Here is a 22592-nt window from a genome sequence, read left to right on the forward strand (position 1 = left end):
GGCCACCGGGGCCGGAACGCGCGTGGGAGGATCAGAGCATTCGAACGTGACACAAAGGAGTGCACCTGTGCCCGGTCAGAACCTGTCCCGCGACGAGGCCCACGAGCGGGCCGAACTGCTGACCGTCGACGGATACGACGTCGTGCTCGACGTGCGTTCCGCGATCGACGAGCCCGGCGGCAACGCCGGGGACGGCGGCGGGGAGCAGCCGGCCGATCCGCGGACCTTCCGCTCGGTGACCACGATCCGGTTCCGCTCCGCGCGGGCGGGGGCGTCGACCTTCGCCGACCTGCTGGCGCCGAGCGTGACGTCGGTGACACTGAACGGGCAGGCACTCGACCCCGCCGTCGTCTTCGACGGAACGCGGGTGGCGCTGAACGATCTGCCGGAGGGCGAGAACGTCCTGGTGGTCGACGCGCAGTGCGCGTACAGCCGGACCGGCGAAGGCATGCACCGGTTCGTCGACCCGGAGGACGGCGAGGTCTACCTCTACACGCAGTACGAGCCGGCCGACGCGCGGCGGGTCTTCGCGAACTTCGAGCAGCCCGACCTGAAGGCACCTTTCCGCTTCGAGGTGACGGCGCCCGAGGCCTGGACGGTCTGGAGCAACGGGTCGGAGGAGTCCCGGGACGGCGGGGTCTGGCGGTTCGCCGAGACGAAGCCGATCTCCACGTACATCACAGCGGTCGTCGCCGGCCCGTACCACTATGTGACGGACTCCTACAGCCGTACGTTCGACGACGGCACGACGCTGGACATCCCGCTCGGCGCCCTCTGCCGCAAGGGGCTCGCCCGGCACTTCGACGCGGACGACATCTTCCTCGTCACCAAGCAGGGCCTGGACTTCTTCCATGACAACTTCGACTACCCGTACCCGTTCGGCAAGTACGACCAGGCGTTCGTGCCCGAGTACAACCTCGGCGCGATGGAGAACCCGGGCTGTGTCACGTTCCGCGAGGAGTACATCTTCCGCGGCAAGGTGACACAGGCGGCCTACGAGAGCCGGGCCAATGTCATCCTGCACGAGATGGCGCACATGTGGTTCGGCGACCTCGTCACCATGCAGTGGTGGGACGACCTGTGGCTGAAGGAGTCGTTCGCCGACTTCATGGGCGCGTTCTCCATGGTGGAGTCGACCCGCTTCAAGAACGGCTGGATCACCTTCGCCAACAACCGCAAGTCGTGGGCGTACCGGGCCGACCAGCTGCCGTCCACGCACCCGATCACGGCCGACATCCGTGACCTGGAGGACGCCAAACTGAACTTCGACGGCATCACCTACGCCAAGGGCGCCTCCGTGCTGAAGCAGCTGGTGGCGTACGTGGGGCGGGACGCGTTCCTGGAGGGCGCCCGGCGCTACTTCAAGAAGCACGCGTACGGGAACACGCAGCTGGGCGACCTGCTGTCGGTGCTGGCCGAGACGTCCGGGCGGGACATGGTCACCTGGTCGCGGTCGTGGCTGCAGACGGCGGGCGTGAACTCGCTGACGCCGGTGGTGACGTACGACGCGGCGGACCGGATCACGGAGCTGGCCGTGCTCCAGGAGGCGGTCGAGTCGCACCCGGAGCTGCGGCCGCACCGGGTCGCGGTCGGCCTGTACCGGCGCAGGTCGAACGGCGACCTGGTACGGTACGCGCGCGCCGAGGTGGACGTGGCGGGGGCGCGCACGGTGGTCGGGGCGCTGGCCGGGGCCGAGCGGCCCGAGCTGATCCTCGTCAACGACGACGACCTCACGTACTGCAAGGTCCGCTTCGACGAGGCGTCCCTCGACACGCTGCGCGCGCACCTCGGTGACATCACCGACCCGCTGGCGCGGGCGCTGTGCTGGTCCGCGCTGTGGAACCTGACGCGGGACGGGCTGATGCCGGCCCGCGACTTCATCTCGCTCGTGCTGGACTTCTCCGGCCAGGAGTCCGACATCGGCGTCCTGCAGATGCTGCACGCCTGGACCCGGACCGCGCTCGTCCACTATGCCGCTCCCGGGTGGCGCGAGGAGGGCGGCCGGGCGCTGGCCGAAGGCGCGCTGCGGGAGCTGCGGATCGCCGCGCCGGGGAGCGAGCACCAGCTGGCGTGGGCGCGGTTCTTCGCGGCGGTCGCGGACTCGGACGCGGACTTCCAGCTGCTGTCCTCGCTGCTGGGGGCGTCCGCGCGGATCGACGGGCTTGAGGTCGACCAGGAGCTGCGGTGGGCGTTCCTGTCCCCGCTGGCTGCGCACGGGGTCGCCGACGAGTCGGTGATCAATGCCGAACTGGCCCGGGACGACACGGCGTCCGGCAAGCGGCACCAGGTGCGGTGCCTGGCCTCCCGGCCGTCGGCGGCGGTCAAGGCACAGGCGTGGGCGGCGGTGGTGGAGTCGGACGCGCTGTCCAACGCGCTGGTGGAGGCGACGATCGCAGGGTTCGAGCAGCCGTCGCAGCGGGAGTTGCTGGCGCCCTACGCGGCTCGGTACTTCGAGGCGATCGAGCGGGTGTGGGCCGAGCGGTCGATCCAGATCGGGATGTCTGTGGTGAAGGGGCTGTTCCCGGCACTGCAGGACGACGAGCCGACGCTGGCGGCCACGGATGCGTGGCTGGAGGCGCATGCGGGCGCGGCGCCCGCGCTGCGGCGGCTGGTGCTGGAGGCCCGGGACGATCTGGCTCGGGCGTTGCGGGCGCAGGCGTGTGACGCGGGGGCCGGCGGCCGGTTCTGAGCGTGCGCGGCGCCGGACGGAGGCGGGGACGGGGACGGGGACGTCAGGGGCGGGATCGTGCCTTTTCGGTTGTCGAACTCCCGTCCTTTAGGGCGGGCTTGTCCTGAATCGTCGACGGGCGTGTAACAGGAGGTATGCCGCACGACGGCGTGCGGCATACCCCGGAACATGACCCAGAACACCCCGCTCTCCTCCCGCCCCATCCGCCTCTCCGCCCATGTAGAGCAACGCGTGCTCTCCGTCGATGAGTTGAAGGCTCACGGGGTATCCCCCGCCCGCGCCGCCGCGCAGTGCCGGGACGGCGGCCCGTGGCAGCAGCCACTGCCCGGTGTATATGTGCTGCACCCGGGGCCGCCCACCGGTGAGGAGCGGCTGCGGTCCGCCCTGCTGTACGCCGGACGGCGGCGCGGCGCGACGGAGACCGGGTACGGCGAAGGCATGGTCACCGGGCTGGCCGCGCTCGCCCTGTACGGGTTCTCCGCCGCGCCGCCGCTGGGCTCGCTCGACCGGATCGACGTTCTGGTGCCCCGTACCCGGCGGCTGCGGTCCGCCCGGTACGCGCACGTGGTGCGGACGGCCGAGCTGCCCAGCCCGGTCCGGCTCGCCGGGCTGCCGGTGGCCCCCGTGGCGCGGGCGCTCGCGGACGCGGTCGCCGGGATCGGGGACGCCTCCGCCGCGCACCGGCTGCTCACCGAGGCGGTCCGCGGCGGGCTTTGCGAGCCGGCCGCGGTGGTACGGGAGTTGAGCCGCGCCAAGCTCCTGGGGCGGGCCTATGTCGTGCACGCCGTGGACTCGTTGATCGCCGAGGGGCGGGCGCCGGCGGAGTGCCGGTTGTACGAGATGGTGCGGACGTACGACCTGCCGGAGCCGTTGTGGAATGTGGACCTCCGACTGCCGGGCGGGCCGCATCTGGGCGGGGTGGACGCCTACTGGCCGGACGAGGCGGTCGCCGTCGAGCTCGACACCGGGGCGCCCCGGCACAGCGCGCTCGACGACGACCGGTGTCAGGCCGAGCACGACGCCCAGTGGTCCGCGTACGCCGCCGAGCGGGAGCATCTGGAAGGGCTCGGCGTCACCGTCGTCCGCCTCACGCCGAAGAGGCTCCAGGAAGCACCGGAGCAGCAGGCGGCCGTGGTGCGTACCGCGCTGATGGCGGCCACCGACCGTGACCCCGCAGCGTATGTGGTCATCCTGCCCCGGTGATACGGGAGTTATCACCGGGTTCATCCCTCATGGCGCATCAGCCCCATTGGCGGAAGTACGCCACGGCGGCAACTCGGACACGCCAACCCTCCACAAACCCCTGCCCTTTGCGCAAGGCTGAGCGGTCATCCGGTACCGAATTCCGGACTTTCTCTTTCACATACAGGGATGCTGATGACCTCCGAATCCCCCAGTTCCATACCCGGGGCGAGACGCGTGGCCCGAGTCGCGGCCGCTGCCGGTCTGGTGGCCGCACTGGCCGCCTCCGGTGCCGCCCCGGTCTTCGCCGCCGACGACCCGGCCACCGCCCCCGTAAAGGCAGCCGCCGACAGCGACAAGCTCGGTGCGACCGATGCCGATGTTCTGACCAAGGCGCAGGCCAAGGGCGAGAAGAACGTCACCATGATGGTCGCCACCGCGCCCGGTGCGACCGAGCAGGTCACCAAGCAGCTGGACGCCGTCAAGGGGTCCGTGGTGGAACGTACGTACGACAAGCTCGGCTACGTCCGCGCGACCGTACCGACCGCAACCGCCGAGGCGACCATCAAGGCGGCCTCGAAGCTGACGTCCGTCCACGGCATCGATCTCAAGCAGGAGATCATGCTCGACGACCCGACGCCCTCGGGCGACCGGGCCGCCGGGGCGAGGACGACGTCCACGGGCACCTACCCGGCGCCCAGCAGCAAAACGCCGGCGAAGAACCCGTACAACCCGTCCTTCGAGACGGGTGCGGTCGACTTCGTGAAGCAGCACCCGAAGGCCGACGGCCGCGGCGTGACCATCGGCATCCTGGACTCGGGTGTCGACCTCGGTCACCCGGCGCTCCAGAAGACCAGCACCGGCGAGCGCAAGATCGTCGACTGGGTGACGGCCACCGACCCGGTCAGAGACAAAGACCGCACCTGGCTGCGGATGACGGACGCCGTGTCCGGCCCGGCGTTCACCTACGGGGGCCGTACGTACTCGGCGCCCGAGGGCTCGTACAAGATCAAGGTGTTCGAGGAGTCCGCCACCCTTGGCGGCGACATGGCGGGCGACCTCAACCGTGACGGTGACACCACCGACACCTGGGCCGTGCTCTACGACCCGGTCACCGGCACCACCCGCGTCGACCTGAACAACGACGCCGACTTCTCGAACGACACCGTCCTGAAGCCGTACAAGGAGAAGCACCAGGTCTCCTACTTCGGCACGGACGACCCGCGGACCGATGTCGTCGAGCGCATCCCGTTCGTCGTCGAGACCCGCAAGAACGTGGTCTACGACGCGGCCGGCAACACGTCCGACTACGTCAACATCGGTGTCATCGAGAGCGAGCACGGCACCCACGTCGCCGGCATCACCTCCGCCAACGGGCTGTTCGGCGGCAAGATGAACGGCGCCGCGCCCGGCGCGAAGATCGTCTCCTCGCGCGCCTGCACCTGGACCGGCGGCTGCACCAACATCGCGCTCACCGAGGGCATGATCGACCTCGTCGTGAACCGCGGTGTCGATGTCGTCAACATGTCGATCGGTGGCCTGCCGCCGCTCAACGACGGCAACAACGCCCGCGCGCTGCTGTACAAGCGGCTCATCGACACCTACGGCGTCCAGCTGGTCATCTCGGCCGGCAACGACGGCCCGGGTGTGAACACCATCGGTGACCCCGGCCTCGCCGACCACGTCATCTCCGTCGGCGCATCCATCTCCAAGGAGACCTGGGCCGCCAACTACGGCTCCCGTGTCACCAAGGCGTACGACATGCTGCCGTTCTCGTCCCGTGGTCCGCGTGAGGACGGCGGCTTCGCGCCGATCCTGACCGCGCCCGGCGCCTCCATCAACTCCACCCAGACCTGGCTGCCCGGTGGCCCGGTCAAGGAGTCGGGCTACTCGCTCCCGGCCGGATACTCCATGCTGCAGGGCACCTCGATGGCCTCGCCGCAGGCCGCCGGTGCGACCGCGCTGCTGCTGTCCGCCGCGAAGCAGAAGCACATCGAGCTGCCCCCGGCCGATCTGCGCACCGCGCTGACCAGCAGCGCCACGCACATCGAGGGAGTGCCCGCGCACGCCCAGGGTGCCGGCCTGATCAACATCGTCGGTGCCTGGAAGCAGATCGAGAAGCAGGGCGCCCCGGCGCACGAGTACTCCGTGAAGGCCCCGGTCGACACGGCGATCGACTTCGCGCTGAAGACCCCCGGCTTCGGTACCGGCCTGTACGACCGCGAAGGCGGCCTGAAGGCCGGCCAGAAGAAGTCGTACGACGTCACGGTCACCCGCACCACGGGTCCGGACAAGGCCGTCGCGCACCAGCTGTCCTGGAAGAACAACGACGGCACCTTCGCGCTCACCGGCAGCAGCACCGTCTCGCTGCCGCTGGGCAAGCCGGTGACCGTCAACGTCCAGGCGAAGCCGGGCAGCGCGGGCGTGCACAGCGCGATCCTGCAGGTCGATGACGCGAAGACCTCCGGTGTGGACCAGCAGATCCTCGCCACGGTGGTCGTCGCCAAGGACCTGGTGAAGCCCGCCTACGCGTTCACGGCGTCCGGCTCGGTGCAGCGCAACGGCACCACGTCGTACTTCGTGAACGTGCCGGAGGGCGCCAAGACCCTTGAGGTCGCGATGAGCGCCCTGCGCTCGGGCAGCCAGACCCGGTTCATCTCCATCCACCCGTACGGGGTGCAGATGGAGAACAGCGGAACGCCGTTCTGCTACCCGAACTACGAGAACCCGAACAACACCTGCCGCCCCGACGTGCGCTCGTACGCCGACCCGCAGGCCGGTGTCTGGGAGATCGAGGTCGAGGCACGGCGTACGTCGCCGCTGCTGGACAACCCGTTCAAGCTCGATGTCTCCCTGCTCGGCGCGTCCTTCGACCCGGCCGTGCAGACGCTGCCCGAGGCGAAGATCGGCACGCCGACCGCGGTGAACTGGACCGTCACCAACGGTGCGGGCGACCTGGAGGGCAAGCTCAAGGGCGGCTCGCTGGGCTCGGCCAAGGTCGACACCCCGTCGATCAAGACGAAGGACGAGCAGGTGACCACGGTCACCATCGGTGCGGGCGTCGAGAAGCTGGACGTCGCCATCGGCGGCACCTCGGACGCCAACGCCGACCTGGACCTGTATGTCCTCGGCGCGGACGGCAAGGAGCTCGGCTCCTCCACGACCGCGGGCTCGGAAGAGGCGGTCAGCCTGGCGAATCCCGCCGCGGGTACGTACACGATCGTCGTCGACGGCTACTCGGTCCCGGCCGGGACCACCACGTACAACTACCGCGACGTGTACTACACACCGTCGCTCGGCACGCTCAAGGTCGACGAGTCGAAGGCCGTCAACCTGGCCAGCGGCGCTTCGACGACGGTCGGCGCCGACGTCGTGGTCGCCGGTGCGGCTCCCGAGGGACGTCAGTTCTTCGGCGAGGTCCAGCTGGTGAACAGCCGCGGCACCGCGGCGGGCACCGGCAGCGTCGTGATCGAGAAGGTCACACCGTAGCGGTTGCTGTGCAGTGATACCGAGAGGGGGCGGGCGCCCGCAGGGACGCCCGCCCTTTCCCGTTCCCGGCCGTTCCCTCCGGGATGCCCAGCTCCGCCGCGACTTGCGGAACGGACAGATCCGCGTAGACCGCAGCACCAGTGCCTGCCGCTGCAGGGCGGGCAGCGCGTCCCGCCCCTCGGCGACCGCCGGCGCGAGCAGCCGGTCCTCCTGGCCGCCGCCGGACCGAGGGGGTCCGGCGGCGCGCCCGCGGCTCTCCTTCTCCGCAAGGACTGCCTCCCCCGGAGCGTGTTTCCCCTCTGCCGCCGGGGCGCCGCGAACGTTCGATCCGCGCCCGCTGTCCGTCTGCCGGACAATGGATTGGACAAGGAAGCCGTGGACAAACGCATCATGGAACGGCAACCGCGCCAGTTCGTACGTTTGAAGGAGTCCCTGTGAAGGTCGGAATCGTCGGCGCCACCGGTCAGGTCGGCACAGTCATGCGCAGGATCCTGGCCGAGCGGAAGTTCCCGACCGACGAGCTGCGGCTCTTCGCCTCCGCGCGCTCCGCAGGTTCCACGATCGAGTGGGAAGGCCAGGAGATCACCGTCGAGGACGCCTCCACCGCGGACTACACGGGTCTGGACATCGTGCTGTTCTCGGCCGGTGGCGCGACGTCCAAGGCGCTCGCCGAGAAGGTCGCCTCCCAGGGCGCCGTCGTGATCGACAACTCCTCCGCATGGCGCAAGGACCCCGAGGTCCCGCTCGTCGTCTCCGAGGTCAACGCGCACGCGATCAAGAACCGCCCCAAGGGCATCATCGCGAATCCGAACTGCACCACGATGGCCGCGATGCCCGTGCTGCGCCCGCTGCACGACGAGGCCGGTCTCGACGCGCTGGTCGTCGCCAGCTACCAGGCGGTCTCCGGCTCCGGTGTGGCCGGGGTCGCCGAGCTGCACGGGCAGGCGTCCAAGGTGATCGCCGACGCCGACAAGCTCACCCATGACGGCAACGCCGTCGAGTTCCCCGCGCCGGCCATCTACAAGCGGCCGATCGCCTTCAACGTGCTGCCGCTGGCCGGCGCGATCGTCGACGACGGCTCGTTCGAGACCGACGAGGAGCAGAAGCTCCGCAACGAGTCCCGCAAGATCCTGGAGATCCCGGACCTCAAGGTGTCCGGCACCTGCGTCCGGGTCCCGGTCTTCTCCGGCCACTCCCTCCAGATCAACGCCCGCTTCGCCCGCCCGATCAGCGTCGAGCGCGCCTACGAGCTGCTGAAGGACGCCGAGGGCGTCGAGCTCTCGGAGATCCCGACCCCGCTCCAGGCGGCCGGCCAGGACGTGTCGTACGTGGGCCGCATCCGGACCGACGAGACCGTGGAGAACGGGCTGGCGCTCTTCGTCTCCGGCGACAACCTGCGCAAGGGCGCGGCGCTGAACGCGGTGCAGATCGCGGAGCTCGTCGCGGCGGAGCTGAACGGCTGACGCGTCGCACGGACAAAGGTTTCGGCGGACACCCGGCAGGGTGTCCGCCGAAACCTTTGTCCGTCCCCTCTCTCCCTCCGCCGTCAGCCCTGCGGCCTGCGGACCTCGAAGTGGAAGCAGCCGTACTCGACGGCCCTGACGTGCACCAGCGCCACCTCCGGGTCAACAAACGCCTCCGCGAACGCCTCGTCGAAGCCGCGCGACGGGTCGGCGGGGATCTCCAGCAGACGGCCGCCGACGATGTGGCCGTCCGCGTTGTAGCGGCGGACCGTGCGCAGCGCGCCGACCCGGGCGAACGGATAGCGGTCCCCGTCCGCCGCCGGGCCCTCGCACTCCTCGGCGTGGATGTAGACGGGGCCCTGCTCGTCGTACGCCCCGGGCCTGGCCCAGGTCGCGGCCGCCCAGCGGCGCAGCGGCGCGTACGAGACGAGGGCGATCCGCTCCCCCGGCTCGACGCCCCGCAGACAACAGCGCAGTGGGCTGCCGCCTTCCCGCTCGATGTACGGGACGCAGGGACGGCCCGCGTCGTCGGTGTCGCGGAGCTCCTTGAGGACAGCAGGTTCGATGGGACGTGCCTCGTAGCCGGTCATGGTTCGAGCGTCGCGCGTGGCACCGCCGCGGTCCGGCGGAAAACGGACATAGCGTTGCGTGCGCTCCGCGTGGAAGGATGGCCGGGAAACATCACATATCAAGGAGATGACCGGGTGCCTGGCACGAATCTGACCCGCGAAGAGGCACAGGAGCGGGCGCGCCTGCTGACCGTGGACGCGTACGAGATCGATCTCGACCTCTCCGGCGCACAGGAGGGCGGCACCTACCGGTCCGTCACCACCGTGCGCTTCGACTCCGCCGAAGCCGGTGCGGAGACCTTCATCGACCTGGTCGCCCCGGCCGTGCACGAGGTCGAGCTGAACGGCAAGGCCCTGGACGTGGCGGCCGTCTTCCGCGACTCGCGGATCGCACTGCCGCACCTGCACGCGGGCTCCAACGAGCTGCGGGTCGTCGCGGACTGCGCGTACACCAACACCGGCGAGGGCCTGCACCGGTTCGTCGACCCGGTCGACCAGCAGGCGTACCTGTACACGCAGTTCGAGGTGCCGGACGCCCGCCGGGTGTTCGCGAGCTTCGAGCAGCCCGACCTGAAGGCGACCTTCCAGTTCACCGTGAAGGCGCCGTCGGGCTGGACAGTCATTTCGAACTCCCCCACCCCGGAGCCCAAGGACGACGTCTGGGTCTTCGAGCCGACGCCGCGCATCTCGACGTACATCACGGCCCTGATCGCCGGCCCGTACCACGCGGTGCACAGCAGCTACGAGAAGGACGGCCAGTCCGTTCCGCTCGGCATCTACTGCCGTCCCTCGCTCGCCGAGTTCCTCGACGCGGACGCGATCTTCGACGTCACGCGGCAGGGCTTCGACTGGTTCCAGGAGAAGTTCGACTACGCGTACCCGTTCGCCAAGTACGACCAGCTGTTCGTCCCGGAGTTCAACGCGGGCGCGATGGAGAACGCGGGCGCGGTCACCATCCGCGACCAGTACGTGTTCCGTTCGAAGGTGACGGATGCGGCCTACGAGACGCGGGCCGAGACGATCCTGCACGAGCTGGCCCACATGTGGTTCGGCGACCTCGTCACCATGGAGTGGTGGAACGACCTGTGGCTGAACGAGTCGTTCGCCACGTACACGTCGATCGCCTGCCAGGCATACGCGGAGGGCTCGAAGTGGCCGCACTCCTGGACCACGTTCGCCAACTCCATGAAGACGTGGGCGTACCGCCAGGACCAGCTTCCCTCCACGCACCCGATCATGGCGGACATCCGTGACCTGGACGACGTCCTGGTCAACTTCGACGGCATCACGTACGCCAAGGGCGCCTCGGTCCTGAAGCAGCTCGTGGCGTACGTCGGCATGGACGAGTTCTTCAGCGGCGTCCAGGCGTACTTCAAGGCGCACGCGTTCGGCAACACCCGCCTGTCCGACCTGCTGGGCGCGCTGGAGAAGACCTCCGGCCGCGACCTGAAGACCTGGTCGAAGGCGTGGCTGGAGACGGCGGGCATCAACATCCTGCGCCCGGAGGTCACCACCGACGAGAACGGTCACGTCACGTCGTTCACCGTCCTTCAGGAGGCCCCGGCACTGCCCGCCGGCGCCAAGGGCGAGCCGACGCTGCGCCCGCACCGGATCGCGATCGGCTGCTACGACCTCGACGGGGCCGGAAAGCTGGTCCGTACGAACCGGATCGAGCTGGACGTCGACGGTGAGCGCACCACCGTCCCGTTCCCGGCGAACAGCGCCCGTCCGGCAGTCATCCTCCTCAACGACGACGACCTGTCGTACGCGAAGGTCCGCCTCGACGAGGAGTCCCTGCGGGTCGTCACCGAGCACCTCGGCGACTTCACCGAGTCGCTGCCGCGCGCCCTGTGCTGGGCCTCCGCCTGGGACATGACCCGTGACGGCGAACTGGCCACGCGCGACTACCTTTCGCTCGTCCTGTCCGGCATCGGCAAGGAGTCGGACATCGGCGTCGTCCAGTCGCTGCACCGCCAGGTGAAGCTGGCCCTGGACCTGTACGCGGCACCGGAGTCCCGCGAGGCGGCACTGGCGCACTGGACGGAGGCGACGCTCGCCCACCTGCGCGCCGCGGAGCCCAGCAGCGACCACCAGCTGGCCTGGGCCCGCGCACTCGCGGCAACGGCCCGCAACCCGCACCAGCTCGACCTGCTCCAGGCGCTGCTCAACGGCACGGAGACGATCGAGGGCCTGGCCGTCGACACCGAGCTGCGCTGGGCGTTCGTCGAGCGACTTGCCGCGGTCGGCCTGCTGGACGAGGACGAGATCGCCGCCGAGTACGAGCGCGACAGGACGGCCGCCGGCGAACGCCACGCGGCGACCGCCCGCGCGGGACGCCCCACGGCCGAGGCGAAGGCGGAGGCATGGGCCTCGGTCGTCGAGTCGGACAAGCTCCCGAACGCCGTCCAGGAGGCGGTCATCGGCGGCTTCGTCCAGACCGACCAGCGCGAGCTGCTGGCCCCGTACACCGAGAAGTTCTTCGCAACGGTGAAGGACGTCTGGGACTCGCGCAGCCACGAAATGGCCCAGCAGATCGCCGTCGGCCTCTACCCGTCCCTCCAGGTCTCGCAGGAGACCCTGGACGCGACGGACGCCTGGCTGGACTCGACGGAAGCGAGCGCGGGTCTGCGCCGCCTGATGTCGGAGTCGCGCGCGGGCGTGGAACGCGCCCTGAAGGCACAGGCTGCGGACGCGGCGGCTTCCGCGTAGCAGTAACAGCAGCAGCTGAGCAGTGGGGGCGCTTCCTTCGGGGAGCGCCCCCTTTGCGTGCCTCTTCAACGTCCCCCAGAGACATTCGGCCAGGAAGCCAGGGCACGTTTACTGGCCGACTTGGCCGGGCCGCCACCGGACGGGACCGCACCGGCGCGGAGGGTTGCTGGGAAGCGTGTGGACGCGCGGCACGGCGGGTGTCATGATCACGCCGGTGTCCGGCGCGGGTCCGGCGCAGGGAGGGACCCTGAAGCTCTACCTCGCCATACCAGTTGTTCTGCTGGCGTTGCTCGTCGCCGCCTCCGGCGTAGCGGCGATTACCCGTGGCTGGGTGCTCCCCACGAACCGGCGACCGGTCCACCGCCCGCGCCTCTACGGCTGGGGCCAGCTGGTGGCTGCCTTCGCCCTGTGCTGGCAGGTGGTCTTCTTGCTGGTGCTCAGCGACCCCGACATCCTCGACCCCGCCATCCGGGGGTGGGTGACCCTGACCGGCAGCGCGCTTCTGCTGACCGGTCTCATCCTGATGATGCTCGGCCACCGCACGGGTGGTAATCGGCAAAGCAATGGAACGCCCTAGCCCGCGCTGGGCGCCTTTCACGTGCGTGGGACACCGCGGAGGGGGTCATCAGCAGCGCCTCGGCCGTCGCCGTGACGGTCCCGCGCTCGCTCAGCGTGCGCAGAATCCGAAGCCTTTTGATGTCCCACTCGGTCATGTCCGCACAGTATCCGCCGCCGCGGACCCGGCCCGTTCATGTGGCTGAACTTAATGATGAGGAAGGGTGCTCTGCCGGAACGCACAACAGGGCGCCTCGACGTGCCTTACGCACGTTGAGGCGCCCTGGGACAGCGCTGGTGGGGCTACGCAGTTCTGGCGCTGCGCAACCGGAGGGTCAGGCCTGCTTCTTGGACTTGTCCAGGAGCATGACCAGGCCCGCGATGATCACGAACAGAGCGATGGGGGCCACGACGTACAGGCCGATCGTTTCGATCGCGCTCAGGCCTCGGCCCGGGTCGTCACCGTCGTCACGGGTCAGCGCAAGCGCGGGGGACGACATGAGCAGCATCATCAGCGTCGTACCGGCCGCCACGGCGCCGGCGCGCATTGCGTTCTTCTTGTCCACGGTGCAAACGTAGCGAACGCCTAGGAGCGGCGCGCGCCCGGGGGTGCCGTACGGGGATGTGGGCGACTGTTCTCGGGGTCGAGGACCTCCATCAGGCGGTGCAGGCGAGGGGATGCGGCGAGCTCCTCCAGGGTGACCGGGTGGCCCTCCGCGTCGGCGATGGGCAGCCGCCAGTTGGGGTACTGGTCCCAGGTGCCCGGCAGGTTCTGCGGGCGGCGGTCGCCGACCGTGTCCGGGAGCCAGATGCCGGCCATGCGGGCGGGAGTGCGCAGCAGGAAGCGGTGGACGGCCCGGACCGCGCCCTCCTCGTCGCCCTCGCCCTCCGGGAACAGTCCGAGCCGGGCGAGCAGGGCGAGCCACTCGGCGGTGTCGGTGGCGTCCTCGGTCCGTTCCTGCTCCAGGGTGCGGGTGAGCAGGCCGAGGCGGTGGCGGAGCGTCACATGGTCGCCGGTCAGCCGGGCGGCGGTGGACGGCAGGTCGTGGGTGGTGGCGGTGGCCAGGCATCCCTCGCGCCAGTCCTGCGGGGGCAGCGGGCGGCCGGTGCCCGCCCAGTCGCGCTCGAACCAGAGCACGGACGTGCCGAGCACTCCGCGCCGGGCGAGTGCTTCGCGTACGCCGGGTTCGACCGTGCCGAGATCCTCCCCTATGACGACCGTGCCGGCCAGGTGCGCCTCCAGGGCGAGGACGGCGAGCATCGCCTCGGCGTCATGACTGACGTATGTGCCCTCGGTCGGCGGCTTTCCCCCGGGAACCCACCAGAGCCGGAACAGGCCCATGACGTGGTCGATGCGGAGGGCGCCCGCGTGGGCGAGGAGACCGCGGAGCAGTCCGCGGTACGGGGCGTAGCCGGACGCGGCGAGGACGTCGGGGCGCCACGGGGGCAGCCCCCAGTCCTGGCCGCGCGCGTTGAACGCGTCCGGGGGTGCGCCGACCGACATGCCGTGCGCGAAGGCGTCCTGCTGCGCCCAGGCGTCGGCACCGCCGGGGTGCACGCCGACGGCGAGGTCGTGGACGATGCCGACCGCCATCCCGGCGTCCCGCGCGGCGCTCTGGGCGGCGCCGAGCTGGGTGTCGGTCAGCCAGGCGAGCCGGCAGTGGAAGTCGACCCGGTCGAAGAGCTCGCCGCGGGCGCGGGCGGTCTGCGGGGAGCGGGGGTCGCGCAGAGCGGGCGGCCAGGTGTGCCAGTCGGAGCCGTGCACCTCGGCGAGGGCGCACCACAGGGCGTGGTCCTCCAGGGCCTGCCCCTGCTCGGCGAGAAAGTCACAGTAGGCGGCACGGCGGCCGGGGGTCAGCGGGACCTCCGATACGAGTTCGAGAGCCTGGCGCTTGAGTTCCCAGACTGCGTCCCGGTCGATCAGGGCGCCCTTGTTCAGGACCGCTTCACTGAGGGCTTCGGCACTTTGCCGCAGGTCGTCGAGGGCAGCCCGGTCCCGCACGTGCCCGTATTCCGGGATCGACTCGATGTGCAGATGGACGGGGTCGGGGAAGCGGCGCGAGGAGGGGCGGTACGGGGACGGGTCGGTGGGTCTGCCCGGTACAGCGGCGTGCAACGGGTTGACCTGGACGAACCCGGCGCCGAGGGTCCGGCCCGACCAGGCGGCGAGGTCGGCGAGGTCGCCGAGGTCGCCCATGCCCCAGGAGCGGCCGGAGAGCAGGGAGTAGAGCTGAACGAGGAAGCCATGGGTGCGCCGGGGCAGCTGGGGCACCCGTGCGGGGGCGACGATCAGAGTGGTGGTGGCGGACCGGCCGTGCTGGGTGCGCACGGTCAACCGGTGCACGCCGAGCGGGGGTTCGGCCCACCAGGCGGGGGTGGCGGTGCTTACCGCGGAAACGGCCGGATCCGGCTGTCCGCCCGGCACCCTCATCCGTGGCGGCCGGGGCGATCCGGCCGCTCCCTCGGGCTCGATGTCCAGTGTGGTGCCGGGGCGCAGTGCGGTCAGGGCGGGCGGCAGGGGCTCCCCGGTCCACACCACGAGCGTCGGCGGGAGCAGCCGGGAGGCGGCCGCCGACTCGGCGGCGGCGAGTGATTCCCGTACCGCTTCGGGTGTGGCGGCGTCCACGCCCAGCGCGGCGAGCACGGTGATCACCGTGTCTTCGGGGACGGTCACCGTGACATCCGCGGACGGGGAGTAGGAGGTGGCGACACCGTGCAGTGCGGCGAGCCGGGACAGGCCCATTCAGACTCCTGGGGACTCCGTGCCCCCCGCGGTGCCGGGGGCGGTCGGCTCGCTGGTCAGTGGGGCGACGACGGCGAGCGGCGGCTCGCTCGCCAAAGGGGTGGCTGCGGCGAGCGGCGGCTCGCTCGTGAGAGGAATGGCTGCGGCGAGCGGCGGCTCGCTCGTGAGAGGAATGGCTGCGGCGAGCGGCGGCTCGCTCGTGAGGGGTATGGCGTCGGCGTACGCGGGTTCGCCGGTGAGCGGGCCGGGACCCGGTACCTGTTCGGACAGGGCGGAGAGCAGAAGCTGCGCGGCAGCGGGCATGGCGGCCTCCTGGCCGTGGACAAGTGGACACAGCAGGCCTACCCAGCGGGCGCGACCGCAGACATAGGCGCTACAACAACGACTCCAACGTGCCCTGGGTCACATTCCGTTCCTCAGGGGCCGGTTACCCGTAAACCGTCCGCCGATTTCGGCCATCCGGCGTCATCTCTGCTGCGGTCCGCCGATCACTGACCACACCTCACCCCACCCCACCCCACCCGCCGCATCGGGCATATACGGCACAACGGTCACAAGCATTGACACCCTCGCGCCCGGGTGGTGGGCTCGGAGCCCATCGACGGGAGCGAGGGAGTACGGCATGCAGCTCAGGCGCAGAAAACAGGCGGCGGCCGTCGCGGCCGCCGTGCTCGGCGGACTGCTCTCCACGGGCTCCCCGGCCTCCTTCGCCGCACCCTCGGACCCCGGCTCTCCCGCCGTTTCGGCATCCGACCGTACGGACGACGGCGCGCTGCCCACCGTGTGGCCGCGCCCGCAGACCATCAAGGCGTCCGGAGCCGCCGTACCGCTCTCCACCGAGGTGACCCTCCTCGCCGGTGCGCCCACCGATCCGTACGCCCTCGACGCGGCCCGGCAGGTGCTGCGCGACGCGGGCGTACGGACCGTCCACGAGGCGCTGCCGGGCCGCGGGCCGGTCATCCGGCTCGGCGGCGACGACGCCCAGGACGCCCTGCGGGCCCTGCGCGCCCCGGAGCGCGCCGATCTGCCGTCCGGCGGCTACCGGATCGCGGTCGGTACGGTCGCGGGCCGCCCCACCGTCGCCCTGGACGGCCTCGGCGACGACGGCCTCTTCCACGCCGTGCAGACGCTGCGTCAGCTGATCCGGAACGGAAGCGTCGCCGGGGTCACCGTGCGGGACTGGCCGGGCACCGCCGTACGCGGCATGACCGAGGGGTTCTACGGGCATCCGTGGACGCGCGCGGAGCGGCTCGCGCAGATCGACTTCATGGGGCGGACGAAGCAGAACCGGTACCTCTACGCGGCGGGCGACGACCCGTACCGGCAGGCCCGCTGGCGCGATCCGTACCCCGCCGAACGGCGCGCCGACTTCCGGGCACTGGCCGAACGGGCCCGCGCCCGGCATGTGATGCTCGGCTGGGCGGTCTCCCCCGGCCAGGCCATGTGCATGTCCTCGGACAGCGATGTGAAGGCGCTGACGCGGAAGATCGACGCGATGTGGGCGCTCGGCGTGCGCGTCTTCCAGCTGCAGTTCCAGGACGTCAGCTACAGCGAATGGCACTGCGACGAGGACCCGAACACCTTCGGCAGCGGACCCGAGGCGGCGGCCAGGGCTCAGGCGCTGGTCGCGAGCAAGGTGGCGCAGCATCTCGCGGACCGGTACCCGGATGCGGAGCCGCTGTCGGTGATGCCGACGGAGTTCTACCAGGACGGGGTCACCGACTACCGCGCGGCTCTCGCGAAGGAGCTGGACGACCGGGTGCAGATCGCCTGGACCGGCGTCGGGGTCGTGCCGAGGACCATCACCGGCGGGGAACTGGCCGGTGCACGCGCCACATTCCGGCATCCGCTCGTCACGATGGACAACTACCCGGTCAACGACTACGCACAGGACCGCATCTTCCTCGGCCCGTACACCGGCCGGGACCCGGCGATCGCGATCGGCTCGGCGGCGCTGCTCGCCAACGCGATGGAGCAGCCGTCCGCGTCCCGCATCCCGCTGTTCACCGCCGCCGACTTCGCCTGGAACCCGAAGGGCTACCGGGCGCAGGAGTCCTGGCAGGCGGCCATCGACGATCTGGCGGGCGGCGACGCCCGCACCCGGGACGCGCTGCGGGCGCTGGCCGGGAACAGCGCGACGTCCGTGCTGGGCGGCGACGAGTCGGCGTATCTGCAGCCGTTGTTCGCCGCGTTCTGGAACTCCCGTACGACGGCGAACGCCACGGCGCGGGCCGATGCGGCACGCGAACTGCGGGCCGCTTTCACCGTGATGCGGGAGGCCCCGCATCGGCTGAAGGGCCCGGCGGACGGGTGGCTCGACGACGAAGTGCGGCCCTGGACGGAGCAGTTGGCCCGGTACGGGCGGGCGGGCGAGCTCGCCGTCGATCTGCTGCAGGCCCAGGCGCGCGGCGACGGCGCGGCCGCGTGGAAGGCGTCGCTGGCCCTGGAGCCGCTGCGGAAGGCCGCCGGGGCGAGCGGGGCGACGGTCGGCAAGGGGGTGCTCGGTCCCTTCCTGGACCGGGTGCGCAAGGAGGCCGACACCTGGACCGGCGCGGACCGGGACGCCGGCACGGTGACCGAGGCCCCGGGCAGCTATACGGTCCGGCTGAACCGGGCCCGCCCGTTGGAGGCCGTGACCGCGATGACGGCGCCCGGCGCCGAGGCGGACGCGACACTGCAGGCGCATGTGCCGGGCGAGGGCTGGCGCAGCCTCGGCCCGGTCTCGGGGACCGGCTGGACCCAGACCTCGGCCCAGGGGCTGCGAACCGACGCGATCCGGGTCATCTGGCCCACTGCCTCCCTGGCGACGGCCTCGGGCGCGAGCGCGGGCATGCTGCCGCCGATCGTCTCCGGAACCGTCACCACCGCCGACCCTCTCCAGGTACGCGCCCTCGTGCCGTGGTTCGGCGACGAACCCGCCGCCCGGCTCGATCTCGTACGCGGTGAGACCGACGCCGAGATCGGCGGCGGGCCGCAGCGGTTCCAGGCACGGCTCGCCGCCCGCCGCCCCGCCGAGGTGCGGGGCGCGCTCATCGCGAAGGCGCCCAAGGGCATCAAGGTGTCCGTCCCCAAGCAGACGACGGTGCCGCGCGGGTCCCGTACCGACGTCCCCGTGGAGATCACCGTCCCGGCGGACACCCCAGCGGGCGAGTACGAGGTGCCGTTCCACTTCGCCGGCGAGGAGAGCACCCTCACCGTCCGGGCCTACCCGCGCACCGCCGGCCCCGATCTGGCCCGTACGGCCACCGCCTCCTCGTCCGGCGACGAGACCCCGGACTTCCCGGCCTCAGCTGCCTCGGACGGCGATCCCACCACCCGCTGGTCGTCCCCGGCGGAGGACGGCGCCTGGTGGCAGGCGGAGCTGGCGAAGCCCGCCAGGATCGGGCAGGTGGTGCTGCGGTGGCAGGACGCGTACGCCTCCCGCTACCGCATACAGGTCTCCGCAGACGGCCGCAGCTGGCGTACGGCGGCCACCGTCCGGGACGGCAAGGGCGGCCTGGAGTCCGTCCGGATGGACGCGCCGGACACCCGCTTCGTCAGGATCCAGGGTGACGGCCGGGGCACCGAGTTCGGCTACTCGCTCTGGTCGGTGGAGGCGTACGCCGTCGCCCCGTAGCCGCACGCAGGCACGCCGCCCTGCGAACCGGCGGCAGTTCACCGCCCCACCGGCAATCGCTGCTTCAGCAGTTGCTTCGTCAGCAGGTAACTTCCGGCCACCGCCTGGCCGTCTATTCACTCAGTACATGTACCGAGTATATAGTCTGCCGCATGAGCATCCGCCATATCCTTCTGGGACTGCTCGCCGGAGGTTCAAGCCACGGCTACGACCTCAAACGGCGGTACGACGAACGCTTCCCGCAAGCCAGGCCACTGGCCTACGGGCAGGTCTATACGACCCTGCAACGTCTGGTGCGTGACGGCCTCGCCGCCGTCGAAGGCACCGATTCCGACAGCGGGCCCGAACGCACCCTGTACCGCTCCACCGACGACGGATCACGCGAACTGGCCAGGTGGGCCGACGAGATCGCCCCGCCCGCCCCCTTTGTGGCGAACGAGATCTTCGCCAAGGTCGTGGTCTCGATCCTCGTCGCTGCCGCCGCCGACGGCGACCGCACCACCGACGCGGCCGCCTATCTGCAAGCCCAGCGCGCCGCCCACATGGAGCGCATGCGTGAACTCACCGCACTCAAGACCATCCCGGGCGCCGATCTCAGCACGGTGCTCTCCGCCGACTACGCCCTCGTCCATCTGGACGCCGACGTCCGGTGGATGACCACGACGGCGAGCCGGCTCGCCACCCTGACCGCGGAGGTCAACGCAGCATGACCACACATACCGAACAGGACACCCCGGGAGCAGCACCCCTGCTCACCGCCACGGGACTGCGGAAGTCCTACGGCAGGTCGGAGGCGTTGCGCGGCGCTTCGATCGACCTCCACGCGGGTGAGATTCTCGCCGTCACCGGTGCCAGCGGCAGCGGAAAATCCACACTGCTGCACTGCCTGGCGGGGATCGTCCGCCCCGACGAGGGTTCGGTCTCGTACGGACAGGAGCGGCTCGACCGGCTTTCCGAGGCCCGGCTCGGCGAACTGCGGCGCACCGACTTCGGCGTGGTGTTCCAGTTCGGGCAGCTGATCCCCGAGCTCACCGTGCTCGACAACGTGGCCCTGCCGCTGTTGCTCGCAGGGACGTCGCGCGCCGCGGCACAAGCGCGGGCGGGCGAATGGCTGGAACGCTTCGGGGTGCGTGGCCACGCCGGTCTGCGGCCCGGCGAGCTGAGTGGTGGCCAGAGCCAACGCGTTGCACTGGCACGAGCGTTGGTGACCGGCCCGAAGGCGGTCTTCGCGGACGAGCCGACCGGGGCGCTCGACTCACTCGCCGGGGAGCAGGTGATGACGGCCCTGGTGCACGCCACCCGCGAAACCGGCACCGCGGTGCTGCTGATCACCCATGACGCGCAGGTCGCCGCGTACGCGGACCGCGAGGTGTGGCTGCGGGACGGGGCCGTCCACGCCGACGCTGCGCCGGTCACCGTCGGGGAGGCCGCCCGCCATGAAGGCTGACGCCCGCATCGCATGGATCCTGACGCGCGGCTCGCACCACCGCGAGTGGTGGCGGATCTCGCTCACCGCGGTGGGCGCGCTGCTCGCCACGGGCTTCGCCCTCGCGGCGGTCACGGTCGCCGCCGTCTCCGGGCAGGTGTCTATCCCCTACGGACACGGCCTGCTGAACCAGCCGGGCCAGCGCGCCGGTGTGGTGGTCACGCTGCTGCTCCTGCTCGTCCCCGTGCTCGGCTTCCTCGGTCAGTGCGCCCGCATCGGCGCCGTGCACCGCGACCGGCAGATGGCCGGGCTGCGGCTCGCGGGGGCGTCGCCCGCGCAGGTGCGGCGCATCTCGGCGCTGGAGTCCGCGTTCGCGTGCCTGGCGGGATCGGCCGGCGCGCTGGCCGTCTTCGCCGCGGTCCTCGCCGGCGCCGGTCACATGCCGCCGCCGGCGGCATGGGCGGCCTTCGTGCTGGTTGTCCTCGCCGTGCCGGTCGTGGCCGCGCTGGTGAGCGCACTCGCCCTGCGGCGGGTGGTCGCCTCGCCGCTCGGCTGGGTGCGCCGTGTCCGGCCGGACAGCGGACACCGGACGCTGCTCGCGCTCCTGGTCCCGACGGCGCTGATCGCCGTGGCGCTCTTCGTCCTTGCCGACCGCAACAGCCGTCCCGGCGAGGTGTACGTCCCGTTCATGGTGTTCGCCGTGGTGCTTCTCACCGGAGCGGGTGCGGTCTGGCTGGCCGGAGCGACGGCTTCCTTCATGGGTCGGCGGCTGACCCTCCGCGCGAAGAGCCCCGCAGTGCTGATCGCCGCGGGCCGGCTCAAGGACGACCCGTGGGCCGCCGCGCGCACCCATGCCGCTCTGCTGCTGGTGACTGTCGTCGGGGTGGGTTTCGTTGGCGTACGGCAGGTGCTGCTCGACGAGTTGCACCGGCGGAGCGGCTACACGGCGGAGGACCTCGACTTCTACACCACGGGGATCGACCTCGCCGGGACCGCCGTCCTGGTGGCTCTCGTCATCAGCCTCTTCGGCCTCGCGGTGGGCACAGCCGAATCCGTCGCCTCCCGCCGCAGGGGGCTCGCCGCCCAGACCGCGGCCGGAGTACCGCGGACGGTTCTGGCCCGGACCCTCCTCCTGGAAACGGCGCTCCCACTGGCCCCCGCGGTCCTGCTCGCCGGCATCGGAGGCATGGCGGTGCACCTCGCGTACGCCTCGCTGGTGGCTCCCGAGGCCGTCCCGTCGATGCTTCCGCTGCTCGTACCCGTGCTGGTGTACGCCGCCTGTCTGCTGGCCGCGTCGGCCTCGCTGCCGTTGCTGCGGCGGGCGGTGCACCCCGCGGAGCTGCGGTTCACGTAGCGCGCGGCGCTGCGCGAAGCCGCATCTCCCTCGGCCGCCCCTCCGACGGCCCGCAGCTCAGTGTCAACAGTGTCAGTGTCGACACCACCAAGGCCGACGGCTGACCGAACATCCGCCCCGGGGCCGTCACGGCGGCCCCGGGGCGCACCCTTGAACTCTGCGAGTCGCGATGAAATTCACCACCGCACTGCGTAGTAGCAGCGTGCGCTGGGCCAGCCCCGTTGTTCTCCTGCTGACTGCCCTTTTTTACCTGACGGGAGAAGTCGCACCTCCCAGCCAATATCGCCACTGGGCTCCGGCCATTGTGTCGGCTCCGCTCATGGTTCTTTACTCGCTCGCCTATGCGGTTTCTGCCGCCCTTGGGGTATGGGAAAGCGGGCGGTTGCGGAAAGCTCATATCTGGGAATTGCCGCCCTCCCGTAGCCGTTATCGGGTCGCGGCCAATGCACTGTTGCCCGTGGTGATTCTGTCCTGGCTCGTATTGTTGCTGCCGCCGGCCGTGTCCCTTGTTCGCAGCGGCACTGCCCCGAGCCTCGACTCTCTGTCGGCTGCCCTTGATGGGCATGGTGATATCTGTTGCCCACGCGATTGTTGGATTTGCCCTCGGCTCCGTTCTGCCGCGGCTGATCGCCACCCCGGCCTCGTTGTTTCACGACGCGGATCGGTTGATCTTGCGCCCGTGATGTCGCGTTGATCCCTGCCCGTGGGTGGTGCCGGTCAGGGGTGCGCGTCGGCTGTCGTGCCGGATGACGCCGGGTTCCACGGGCCCGGGGTCTGCCGGTGGCCTCCTCTCGATG

At 70.9% G+C, this 22592-nt stretch carries 14 protein-coding genes and 1 pseudogene; 10 read left to right on the forward strand and 5 right to left on the reverse strand.

Going from position 1 to position 22592, the window contains the following annotated elements; genetic code table 11:
* Window positions 1-67 precede the first annotated feature (67 nt).
* The 4 genes from pepN (ACWD6R_RS14965) to ACWD6R_RS14980 all read left to right on the forward strand — a co-directional run bounded on the left by pepN (ACWD6R_RS14965) (window position 68) and on the right by ACWD6R_RS14980 (window position 8823).
* Complete coding sequence (pepN, locus tag ACWD6R_RS14965; protein ID WP_451819061.1) at window positions 68-2689, forward strand: aminopeptidase N; 2622 nt, start codon at window positions 68-70, stop codon at window positions 2687-2689.
* A gap of 168 nt (window positions 2690-2857) precedes the next feature.
* On the forward strand, window positions 2858-3892 hold the full coding sequence (locus ACWD6R_RS14970; RefSeq protein WP_451819062.1) for a hypothetical protein: 1035 nt from the start codon (window positions 2858-2860) through the stop codon (window positions 3890-3892).
* A 168-nt stretch (window positions 3893-4060) separates the two neighbouring features.
* The gene (locus ACWD6R_RS14975) at window positions 4061-7360 is read left to right on the forward strand and encodes a S8 family serine peptidase (protein ID WP_451819063.1); all 3300 of its coding nucleotides are present in this window, start codon (window positions 4061-4063) and stop codon (window positions 7358-7360) included.
* Window positions 7361-7794: 434 nt separating this feature from the next.
* Window positions 7795-8823 carry an aspartate-semialdehyde dehydrogenase gene (locus ACWD6R_RS14980; RefSeq protein WP_451819064.1) on the forward strand — a complete coding sequence of 343 codons (1029 nt, stop codon included), beginning with the start codon at window positions 7795-7797 and terminating at the stop codon, window positions 8821-8823.
* Between the two features lie 83 nt (window positions 8824-8906).
* On the opposite strand, the gene ACWD6R_RS14985 is transcribed toward ACWD6R_RS14980, so the two are convergent.
* The gene (locus tag ACWD6R_RS14985; RefSeq protein WP_451819065.1) at window positions 8907-9413 is read right to left on the reverse strand and encodes a DUF1203 domain-containing protein; all 507 of its coding nucleotides are present in this window, start codon (window positions 9411-9413) and stop codon (window positions 8907-8909) included.
* A gap of 114 nt (window positions 9414-9527) precedes the next feature.
* Here ACWD6R_RS14985 and pepN (ACWD6R_RS14990) point away from each other — a divergent pair, with 114 nt between their 5' ends.
* A complete protein-coding gene (pepN, locus tag ACWD6R_RS14990; RefSeq protein WP_451819066.1) occupies window positions 9528-12101 on the forward strand; it encodes an aminopeptidase N in 2574 nt (857 codons plus the stop codon).
* 202 nt (window positions 12102-12303) lie between these two features.
* Window positions 12304-12678, forward strand: a complete 375-nt coding sequence (locus tag ACWD6R_RS14995; RefSeq protein WP_451819067.1) for a hypothetical protein — start codon at window positions 12304-12306, stop codon at window positions 12676-12678.
* Between the two features lie 28 nt (window positions 12679-12706).
* On the opposite strand, the pseudogene ACWD6R_RS15000 reads toward ACWD6R_RS14995, so the two are convergent.
* The 4 genes and pseudogenes from ACWD6R_RS15000 to ACWD6R_RS15015 form a co-directional block, all read right to left on the reverse strand.
* Window positions 12707-12814: pseudogene (locus ACWD6R_RS15000) on the reverse strand (LysR family transcriptional regulator); the annotation flags it as partial.
* A gap of 177 nt (window positions 12815-12991) precedes the next feature.
* Window positions 12992-13222 carry a hypothetical protein gene (locus ACWD6R_RS15005; protein WP_451819068.1) on the reverse strand — a complete coding sequence of 77 codons (231 nt, stop codon included), beginning with the start codon at window positions 13220-13222 and terminating at the stop codon, window positions 12992-12994.
* A gap of 20 nt (window positions 13223-13242) precedes the next feature.
* Window positions 13243-15399 (reverse strand): 4-alpha-glucanotransferase, encoded by a 2157-nt coding sequence (gene malQ, locus ACWD6R_RS15010; protein WP_451819069.1) that lies wholly within the window; start codon window positions 15397-15399, stop codon window positions 13243-13245.
* Window positions 15400-15702 (reverse strand): hypothetical protein, encoded by a 303-nt coding sequence (locus ACWD6R_RS15015; RefSeq protein ID WP_451819070.1) that lies wholly within the window; start codon window positions 15700-15702, stop codon window positions 15400-15402. It abuts the gene before it with no gap.
* 319 nt (window positions 15703-16021) lie between these two features.
* On the opposite strand from ACWD6R_RS15015, the gene ACWD6R_RS15020 reads away from it, so the two are divergent.
* From ACWD6R_RS15020 to ACWD6R_RS15035, 4 genes are all read left to right on the forward strand, one after another.
* Entirely contained in the window at window positions 16022-19015 is a 2994-nt protein-coding gene (locus ACWD6R_RS15020; RefSeq protein WP_451819071.1) for a beta-N-acetylglucosaminidase domain-containing protein, read from the forward strand.
* Window positions 19016-19167: 152 nt separating this feature from the next.
* The gene (locus ACWD6R_RS15025; protein WP_451819072.1) at window positions 19168-19725 is read left to right on the forward strand and encodes a PadR family transcriptional regulator; all 558 of its coding nucleotides are present in this window, start codon (window positions 19168-19170) and stop codon (window positions 19723-19725) included.
* Window positions 19722-20462, forward strand: coding sequence for an ABC transporter ATP-binding protein (locus ACWD6R_RS15030; RefSeq protein ID WP_451819073.1), 741 nt, complete (start codon window positions 19722-19724; stop codon window positions 20460-20462). Before ACWD6R_RS15025 ends, ACWD6R_RS15030 begins: the two co-directional genes overlap by 4 nt.
* Complete coding sequence (locus ACWD6R_RS15035; RefSeq protein WP_451819074.1) at window positions 20452-21795, forward strand: FtsX-like permease family protein; 1344 nt, start codon at window positions 20452-20454, stop codon at window positions 21793-21795. The genes ACWD6R_RS15030 and ACWD6R_RS15035 overlap by 11 nt, the downstream gene beginning before the upstream one ends.
* The last annotated feature ends 797 nt before the right edge of the window (window positions 21796-22592 follow it).

This window comes from Streptomyces sp. NPDC005151 (genome assembly GCF_053599875.1).